This window comes from Methylibium sp., from assembly GCF_013817365.1.
Taxonomy (GTDB): Bacteria; Pseudomonadota; Gammaproteobacteria; order Burkholderiales; family Burkholderiaceae_C; genus Methylibium.
Genome location: NZ_JACDCU010000129.1, coordinates 1 through 9,101 on the forward strand (window position 1 = coordinate 1; position 9,101 = coordinate 9,101).

The following is a 9,101-nucleotide window of genomic DNA, read 5'->3' on the forward strand; positions in this document are numbered from 1 at the left end:
CAGAGGCGCCTGAACGTTGAGAACATGGATCTGTGCATCTGGGCGGCCGCGCAGTGCGTGCAATGCGAAGGCCAGCGCGCGCAGCGAACTGGATGAGCCGTCGATCGGTATCAGCGCTGTGTTCATGGGGTGGTCCTTTGCGGTGCTATTCCTTGCGCGCATTCGGGTTCATGGCTGCGGCAGGGTCGTGACAGCGCATCCAGGCACCCCACGTCACCGAGAATTGCGTAGACCTGCCCGACCGACGACTGGTCGCGGCGCGCCAGTAGGTGAGAGTGCGGCGCAGCAAATCCCCCGACAAGCGGGCCGTTCGGGGTTTCAGTGGAGGCCGTCTTGGTCATCATGGTTGATTCCGGGGTAATGGGCAGGCCGAGCAATTGCAGACGCTGCGCGCAATCGTCGATTCCTCGTCGGTGCGGATCACCCGAACCCGCACCGTGCTGCTGGCAGCGGAAATGACAGCGGCGTTGCCGGACTCGCCGAGATTCAGATCGGCATCGAGGTCGATGCCCAGAATGCCCAGGCCCTCGCAGATGCGCGAGCGCACTTCGTATGCGTGCTCGCCGATGCCACCGAGCGCAGCGGCGTAGGGGCCGATGAGTTTCTTCACCTGATAGCAGAACAGCGCCACGGCTTCGGCGGCACGCACGTCGCTGGCTTGCCGCTCGAGCAGGTCGCGCATGTCGGCACTGGTCTCGGGGACGCCGAGCAGGCCCGACTGTGAATTCAGCAGCTCGTTGAGTTGCTCGGCGCCGAATTTTTCGGTGCGCGCCAAGTAGTACAGCAACCCCGGGTCGACATCGCCCGAGCGCGTGCTCATCGGCAGGCCACCGCTCGGCGTGAAACCCAAACTGGTGTCGACCGGCATGCCGTCGCGCACGGCGGCCAGGCTGGCGCCGTTGCCGAGGTGTGCGAGAACGATGCGCCCGCGCGCCGCATAACGGTCGTCGAGCTGCGCAACTTCGGGCATCAGGAACTGGTAGGACAGACCGTGAAAGCCCAGGCGCCGCAACCCCTGCGCCTCGTAGCGGCGCGCAATCGGCAGCAAGCTCGCGACGCGCGGCATCTCGTGTTGGAACGCGGTATCGAAGCAGGCCACGTGCGGCAGTTGGGGGCAGCGCTCGCGAACCGCCTCGATCAGCCCGATTTCATGCGGCAGGTGTGCGGTGTCAAAGGGGCTGAGCTGACGCAGCCGCTCGATCATTTCGTCGCTGAGGCGCTCGGGGCTCGAATAGAACGGCGCACCACGCACCACACGGTGCCCCACCGCTGCCAGCGTGGCAAGCGGCCTGCGCTGGTCAAGCCAATCGAGCAGGGCCACCGCCGCACTTTGGTGATCGCGTGCGTCGAGCGCGCGCGAGAAAGTATCGCCAGGTGCCGGCCCGGTTGCCTTGAAGGCCGGGACGCTCGAGCCGATGCGCTCGATGTGGCCTGCAACAACCTTGTGCAGCGACGGCGGTGATTCGAACAGCGCGAACTTGATGCTCGACGAACCCGCATTCAGCACCAGGGTCGTCGGCGCTGCCGTCGCCGCGGCGTCCGTGTCTGAGAGCGCCTGCGGCCCTTGCGTTAGCGTGGCCATGTCGCTGCGGCTACGCGACATGAAACCTCGGGTTCATCGGGAAGGCCACCCCGGCGAACAGCAACCTCCTTTGCCTGAGGCCCGGTGAAGCGCGGCCAGGACTGCAGCGCGAAGGCAACCGCGCGTTCGCGCTGCAGTCGTGCGGCCAGCGCTTCATCGTCGCCACCCGCATTTTGAACGGACCCTCGCCGCGATCATGAGCCGACGGTGATGTTGTCTATGACGTTGCAGACACCGGGCGTTCCCCAGGCAGCGTTCCTCGCCATATCGCGTTCCGCCCAAGTCGGGAGCTTGCCCGTCAGCGTCACATCCGCGCCGCGGACTTCAACCGAGATCTTCTGGGCATCGGCGTGGGCGTGTCGCTTCGGCGCTGCCTCGATGTCGGTTTTCACCGCGCTTGCCGCTACCTTCGGCTTGATCACAAGCTGGTCGCTGACGCCTGTCACACTTAAGAGATAGCGCACGGCCGACGCCGCAGACTGACGTTGATACTCCCAGTTCAGTGGTCCGGACAGAGTGACCCAACCGGCTTCGACTGTGACTTTGACCGAGTCCTTCGGCAAAAACGTCGTCCACTGCAGAGCGTTCTCCACGGATCGCGCAATGTCCCCATCGGTTCGCTTGCTCGACCCCGGAAGCGAAACATCGATGTCCGTGGCCAGGGCCTTGACGCCGTAGACGCGCTGGGCAGCATGTTCCGCACTCCGCTTTTCCGCGTGCCTGTCGACGTGCCCGGCCAGCGTCACGATGCCATCCACGACCTTGACCCCGATCTTCGCGGCGTTTACCGAGGGTTCCCACTGCAGTTCTGCGAGAACGTCCTGCTGCAGTTGTGTGTCGGTCTTCATAGTCTTCTTCCATCTCGATGGGGAACGCTGACCTTGCGCTGAAGGCTTCGTCCCGTCCTTGATCCAGCGCAAGCAATTGATCCACGGTTCGCGCGCCATCCTCGGCGGCAGCGCGCCGTCGCACTGACGGCCGGGCCCTCGATGCATGCATCGCCGCCTGATGAGCTTGCGCAAGCCTCGCCCCGCGCCCCGGGCCTAAGGTGATGTCCTGTTCTCTTTGCATCCCCGAGGGCCACGCCATGAAAATGCGCTTCGCTCGCTCCGAATCGCGATTGACCGGGAGCGTGTTCCTGTGGCTGTGGCTGTGGCTGGCGCCGCTGCTTGGCTTGCTGCTGGTCGATCCGGCGGCGGCCGCACCACCCGCTTCGACGTGGCTGGACGCAAGCGGGCGGCCAACAGCGAGCGCGCGCGACGCGCTTCAGTTGCTCGCAGATGCCCCGGCCGATGGGCTGGTGGCGCAGGACTACCAGGCCCGCGAACTCGCCCTGCAGGCCGCGGCACTGAGCGGCGCGTCCGAAGCCGATGCGCCGTCCGCGCAGGCCTTCGAGCGCGAGCTCGCCGCCGCGATGCAGCGCTTCCTGCACGACCTGCACCGTGGCCGCGTCGATCCGCGTTCGCTCGGCTTTCGGATCGAACGGCGCGAAAGCGAAGTACCGGATTTCGCAGCCTTGCTACAGGCCGCTGCAGCCGAGCAACGCCTGCCACGGGCGGCGGCCGACCTGCGCCCCCGCCTGGTGCAGTACGGCAAGCTGCGCGAGGCGCTCGCGCGCTACCGCGTGCTGGCCGCAGACTCATCGCTGGTCCCGCTGCCCACCATTGCACCGGCCAGGTCGCTGAAGATCGGCGACGCCTACACCGGCGCGGCCGCACTGCAGCGCCGGCTCGCCGCGCTCGGCGACCTGCCGGCCGATACGCCGCCGGCGGGCGAGCGCTACGACGCCGTGCTGGTCGATGGCGTCAAGCGCTTCCAGGCACGGCACGGCCTCGAGGCCGATGGCACGCTCGGAAGCACGACGCTTGCCGCGATGAACGTGCCGCTCGCGCAGCGGGTGCGGCAACTCGAACTGGCGTTGGAGCGCCTACGCTGGCTGCCTGAGCTGAGCGGCCAGCCCTTCATCGGCATCAACATCCCGATGTTCCGCCTGTGGGCCTGGGACCCCGCCGCGCCGGCCGCGCAACTGATCGACATGGGTGTCGTCGTTGGGCGCGCGCTGAATACGCAGACGCCGGTGCTGATGGAACAGATGCGCTATCTCGTCTTCCGGCCGTACTGGAACGTGCCGCGTTCCATCGTGCGCAAAGAAGTACTGCCGGCCATCGCGCGCGACCCCGACTACCTGCCACGTCACGACATGGAGATCGTGCGCGGCGCCGGCGACACCGCACAGCCGGCCGAAGCAAGCAGCAGCGAGAACCTGGCCCTGCTGCGCCAGGGCGTGCTGCGCGTGCGCCAGCGCCCGGGGCCTAAGAACTCGCTCGGCCTGGTGAAGTTCATCTTTCCGAACGACGCCAACGTGTACCTGCACGACACACCGGCCACGCAGCTGTTCGGCCGCGCGCGGCGCGACTTCAGCCACGGCTGCGTGCGGGTGGAAAGGCCGGTCGCGCTCGCACAGTGGGTGTTGAAGGATCAGCCGGAGTGGACGCGCGAGCGCATCGAAGCTGCGATGGCAGGCCCTGCATCGCTGCGCGTGGACCTCGTGCGGCCGCTGCCGGTGATCCTGTTCTACATGACCGCCATGGTGATGCCCGCGGGCCAGTCGCTGCACTTTGCGCAGGACATCTACGGCCACGATGCCCGGCTGGCCCGGGCACTGGCGAAGCGGCGCGGCGCCCCGTAGCTACCAGGCGCGCACGCGGCCGCAGTCCACGTGCACGAAGTTCGACGCCGCGTAGTAACCCACGCCACCCGCGCGCAGCGCCAGCGCGGCATTGCGCAGCGTGGTCAGCGGCACGTCGCCAAGGCGGATGTCGATGGCCTGCCCGCGCATGTGCAGGCTGCCGCTGGCCACGCCGCTGCTGCGCTCGTGCAGCACCGCGTTGGTGGCCGGCGAGCGGTAGCCCGAGATGATCTGGAACGCCCGCGTGCTGCCGGTGAGCGAGCCCAGCCCATGCAGCAGGTCGAGCAGCGCAGGATCGACGGCGCCGACATCGCCGGTGCGGAAGTCACGCAGCAGGTGATTGACGGCCGCCAGCGCATCGGGCAGGTAGCGATCGGCCTGGAAATACTCCACGACCAGCTTCTCGCCGGTGTGCAGGTTGTCGAAGTTCAAGGCGCGCGGCGCGCCGCTGCCGGCCCGCGCCCAGCTCGGGCCGATGGCGAGTGCGGACGCCCCGAGTGTGGCGACGAAGCAGCGGCGGGAGGGGCTATTCACGATGGCAGGCAGGCTAAGCTGGCGAGGAGTCCTCCATCATAGGGGTGACAACGGTCGGGCTTCAATGGACGCGCTCGCAAATCGCGTCGAGCCTCGAGGCAACCGTGCGATGCATCCTGCCAACGCGAGGCAGACGTGCCTGCTTCTTCACTGCGGAGGCGGCTCGAACAGAGAAGACGCCGTTACGCTTGGCGCCGCTCCTGCGCTGGAACGCCGAGCGATGACGCCGCTTGACATCCAACAAGCGAGCCGGTCGTGCGAGGTTCTATGGTCGGCCTGTGAACGTCAGCGCCGTCGCGAGTGCTGATCGTGCCAAGCAAAGGAATGCGATGAAGATCTTGTTGCCAGTCGATGGCTCCGAATACGCCCTTGCAGCCGTGCGCCATGCAATCCGTCTCGTCGGTGAAGGGCTCCAGGCCAGTCTCGTCCTCGCCAACGTGCAGGCACCGGCCTATCTGATCGAGGTGCTGCTCGTCGACCCCGACGCCGTCGGGCGCGCCACCGGAGCCACCGCAGCGAACGCAATCGAGGGTGGCCGCGCACTGCTGGATCAGACGACCATTGCGTATCAGGTCGAGCCCGCCACCGGCGAGCCGGTACCCGTTCTGCTGGGGCTGATCGAGCGCTTGGGATGCGACGCAGTCATCATGGGCATGCGTGGGCACGGTGCTCTGCGCGCCACGCTTCTCGGGTCGGTGTCGCAGGGGCTGGTTCACTCGGCAAGCGTGCCCGTGACCTTGGTCAAGCTGGCTGCCTTGCCCGTCACTTGAAAGCGTCGCAGAAGCCAGGGGCAGCATGTTTGGGTCAGCGTCAGCCGTTTGCGCTGGATCAATGCGCCAGCCGTTGATGACGAATAGTCTGGCTGGAGTGACGTTCGCTGCGGCGCACAGAGGTGGAGCCCGCAGCGAACGATGCCGAACGCCCACCCTGACTGGAATCCGCCATGACCCCGACGCTCGAATCACAAGCGCTTGCCGCAACGACACTCCCCGACGGTTTCGACGTGCTCGACGTCTGTCACCGGCAGACCGTGCTGACTCTGGGCAAGCTTGCGGCCCTGATCTCCAGCCTTGTCAGGACCGGCCCGGACCCCGATTCGCGCGCCTTGGCCAACGAAATCATCCGGCACTTTTCGACCACCGCACGTCTGCATCATGAAGACGAAGAGCGTCATCTGTTCCCGCGCCTGCTGCGCGACGGTGACGCGGCAACCACCCAGACCGTGCAGCGCCTGCAGCAGGATCACGCTTGGCTCGAGCAGGACTGGAAGGAAATCTTGCCCCACCTCGACGCCGTGGCGTCGGGTCAGTCCTGGTACGACCTCGACTTTCTGCGTGAAGCCGCAGCGGTCTTCACCGCCCTCTCTCACGACCACATCGCGCTCGAGGAGTCGTTCATCTACCCGCATGCGCGCAGTCGCATGGGCGATGGCGAGCGCCGAGATATGGGCAGAGAGATGGCGGCGCGCCGACGCCCAGAGCGCCAACCCGTCCAGCTGTGAAGGTCCAAGAGCTTGTTGGTGTTCGGTCCCGGATGATTACTTGCTACAAAGCAAGCGCCCATTGCTCTTCGGCCGACAGGTGCTGAAGGCGATCGTGGCGGGATGGACGACCAAGGCACGCCATGTGATCACTTTGCACAAGAACGCGACGACCACGCTGATGATTCGCGCGACGAGTTCGCGCGAGCCTACGGCATGGACCGCTACGCGACGTTGAAGGCGAAGTACGACCCGCGCGGGGAGATGCTGGGCCTCTACGAGAAATGCGTGCTGCAAGGTTGATACAGGCCGCGCTTTTGTCCGGACTTCGGAGAGGTTACGGCTTCAGGGACGGTGTGAAGATGTTCGTCCGCATCGCTCGACCGCTCGTACTCGGTGGCGCCGCGTTTCGGCGCACAGGGCAACCACCGTCGCGCTGCTGTCACGCCTCTACGGCTGACTTGCGCTAGATCAAGTGACCCTCCGCAGTCGCGTTGGATCATTACGACATGGGCAAACCCGATCGCATCAACACCAAGCGGCGGACGCGATGAGTTGCAAGCGCGCCGGCCTCGCCGGCATCAAGGCTGCACGGCCGCAGAGATCGCCGACGATCCATTCGCAGGTTGGCTCGGGTGTGTCGGCATGAACGAGCTCGTCCACTCGGTCGGTCTGGGCTCGAGAGTCGGGGAAGACATCAACGGCCCCGGGGCGTGCGCGCAGGCCTTGCACCCGCCAGTTGCGTTGCACCCTTTGGTCGAGGCAGCGTCCGACCTGCTGAAGCGGCTGTTTCGCGGCTTCAAGGGGAGGCTCGCGATGCGGTTGTGGAACGGAACACCCTTGAAGCTCGGCAGCACCGGGGGTGAAGACGCCGAGCCGCCGTTCACGCTGGTGTGCCGGAGCCCGGGCGCTGTCCGAACCATGGTCGTTGGTCGTGACCCCCTGCGCCTCGCCGAGGCCTACTTCCGGGACGACATCGACATCGAAGGCGACTTCTTCGCCGCGCTCGGCCTGAAGGATCATCTGCACGCGATCCGGCTCTCCTTGCGGGACCGACTGGGCGCCCTGCTCAGCGCCATGCGGTTGCCCGCGGCCGGTGGCAGTTGCGTATGGGCCGGAGCGGAACGCTCGCTCCTGCGCGGGCGCAACGAACAGGCGCATTCGAAAACGGGGAGCCGCGAGGCGATCGCCTTCCATTACGACGTCTCGAACGAGTTCTATGCCTTGTGGCTCGACGAGGCCATGGTGTACTCGTGCGCCTACTTCGAGCAGCCGAGCGACGACCTGGAACGGGCTCAGCAGGCCAAGCTCGACCACATCTGCCGCAAGCTCCTGCTGCAGCCGGGCGAGCGACTGCTCGACATAGGCTGCGGCTGGGGTGCGCTGGTCATCCACGCGGCCACTCATTACGGCGTCCGCGCTCACGGAATTACGCTCAGCCGGCATCAGCTGGAGTTGGCGCGCCAGCGCATCGCCCAGGCCGGCCTCCAGGAACGGGTGACGGTTGATCTTTGCGACTACCGCGACCTCCCGGGCGAGTCGCTTTACGACAAGGTCTCCAGTGTCGGCATGTTCGAGCATGTTGGCCTGAACAACCTGCCCGTCTACTTCGCGGCGGTGCACCGCCTTCTGAAACCGGCGGGCCTGTTCCTCAACCACGGAATCACGCACGACGTGGAAGGCTGGAGCAAGACACTCTCCACCGAATTCATCAACCACTACGTATTCCCCGGCGGGCAGCTGGACACCATCAGCAATATCCAGCGCGTCATGGAGCGGGAGAGGTTCGAGATCGCCGACGTCGAAGCGCTGCGGCATCACTACGCGTTGACGCTCAGGCATTGGGTCTCTCGGCTGGAGCGCCATCACACGCAGGCACTGGAGTACGTCAGTGAATCGACGTACCGAGTCTGGCGGCTGTACATGGCCGTTTGTGCGCTCGAGTTCGAGTCCGGCGGAATCGGTGTGTACCAGGTCCTCGCGAGCAAACGCGACGCCGGCCGCACGTCTCTACCCTTGACGCGGCGACACATGTACCCGTGAGCCGCCGCACCGCCACGTGCTAATCAAACCGTTCAAGAACAACGAGGACTCCATGAGCACCTACACGCCGACACTTGGAAGCGCACCGGCAACACCCGTCATCACGAGTGGAACGAAGGGTCGGCTCGGGTCCGGCCTGCTCGTCGCGCTCGTGCTCGGCTCCATCCTCGGCAGCGGCATCTTCGGCCTGCCGCAGAACATGGCCGCCGGCGCGGGCGCGGGCGCCATCCTGTTGGGCTGGTTGATCACCGGCGCGGGAATGCTGACCCTGGCGTTGGTCTATCAGATGATCGCGCTGCGCAAGCCCGATCTGAACAATGGCATCTACGCCTATGCGCGCGCCACGGCCGGAGACTACGTCGGTTTCAACTCCGCCTGGGGCTACTGGGTCAGCGCCTGGATCGGCACTGTGGGGTATCTGGTCGCGGCGTTCGCGGCCCTCGGGTACTTCTTTCCGGCCTTTGGCCCATCGGGCCCGTCTACACCGCAGGCGAGGCGGACCGTATCGGCCGTGACCGCGGCTGGAACATGTCCGCGGACGGCAATGTGTTTCGTCGCGTTGTGGCTTCTCCCGCACCTCTACGCGTGCTGTGCCTGCAGCCGATCGAATGGTTGCTCTCGCAGGGTACGCTCGTGATCGCCGCAGGTGGCGGCGGCATCCCGGTGGCCACGGCCGCGGATGGGGCCGGCCTGCATGCCGTCGACGCGGTCATCGACAAGGACGCCTGCAGCAGTCTCTTGGCGCGCGATCTGGGTGCGGAACTTCTAAACTA

General features: G+C 66.1%; 9 protein-coding genes and 1 pseudogene. 6 read left to right on the forward strand and 4 right to left on the reverse strand.

Translation table 11 applies throughout. From position 1 onward, the window contains the following. The 3 genes from H0W38_RS22060 to H0W38_RS09850 all read right to left on the reverse strand — a co-directional run. Window positions 1-162: universal stress protein (locus H0W38_RS22060; protein WP_367161860.1), on the reverse strand; the 162-nt coding region annotated here is incomplete at its 3' end. 178 nt (window positions 163-340) lie between these two features. Next, entirely contained in the window at window positions 341-1,603 is a 1,263-nt protein-coding gene (locus H0W38_RS09845; protein WP_292453369.1) for an acetate/propionate family kinase, read from the reverse strand. Window positions 1,604-1,776: 173 nt separating this feature from the next. After that, window positions 1,777-2,430: a BON domain-containing protein gene (locus H0W38_RS09850; protein WP_292453371.1), complete on the reverse strand. Its 654-nt coding sequence runs from the start codon at window positions 2,428-2,430 to the stop codon at window positions 1,777-1,779. A gap of 239 nt (window positions 2,431-2,669) precedes the next feature. On the opposite strand from H0W38_RS09850, the gene H0W38_RS09855 reads away from it, so the two are divergent. Further along, entirely contained in the window at window positions 2,670-4,271 is a 1,602-nt protein-coding gene (locus tag H0W38_RS09855; protein ID WP_292453373.1) for a L,D-transpeptidase family protein, read from the forward strand. On the opposite strand, the gene H0W38_RS09860 is transcribed toward H0W38_RS09855, so the two are convergent. Further along, window positions 4,272-4,805, reverse strand: a complete 534-nt coding sequence (locus H0W38_RS09860; protein WP_292453375.1) for a DUF882 domain-containing protein — start codon at window positions 4,803-4,805, stop codon at window positions 4,272-4,274. Window positions 4,806-5,083: 278 nt separating this feature from the next. Here H0W38_RS09860 and H0W38_RS09865 point away from each other — a divergent pair, with 278 nt between their 5' ends. From H0W38_RS09865 to H0W38_RS09885, 5 genes and pseudogenes are all read left to right on the forward strand, one after another. After that, the gene (locus H0W38_RS09865; RefSeq protein WP_292453378.1) at window positions 5,084-5,575 is read left to right on the forward strand and encodes a universal stress protein; all 492 of its coding nucleotides are present in this window, start codon (window positions 5,084-5,086) and stop codon (window positions 5,573-5,575) included. 173 nt (window positions 5,576-5,748) lie between these two features. After that, window positions 5,749-6,306 (forward strand): hemerythrin domain-containing protein, encoded by a 558-nt coding sequence (locus H0W38_RS09870; protein WP_292453382.1) that lies wholly within the window; start codon window positions 5,749-5,751, stop codon window positions 6,304-6,306. A gap of 102 nt (window positions 6,307-6,408) precedes the next feature. Next, complete coding sequence (locus H0W38_RS09875) at window positions 6,409-6,588, forward strand: hypothetical protein (RefSeq protein ID WP_292453385.1); 180 nt, start codon at window positions 6,409-6,411, stop codon at window positions 6,586-6,588. A gap of 450 nt (window positions 6,589-7,038) precedes the next feature. Beyond that, on the forward strand, window positions 7,039-8,328 hold the full coding sequence (locus tag H0W38_RS09880; protein ID WP_367161858.1) for a class I SAM-dependent methyltransferase: 1,290 nt from the start codon (window positions 7,039-7,041) through the stop codon (window positions 8,326-8,328). A gap of 52 nt (window positions 8,329-8,380) precedes the next feature. Then, window positions 8,381-8,794 (forward strand): annotated as a pseudogene (locus H0W38_RS09885) (amino acid permease); the annotation flags it as partial. Between the last annotated feature and the right edge of the window lie 307 nt (window positions 8,795-9,101).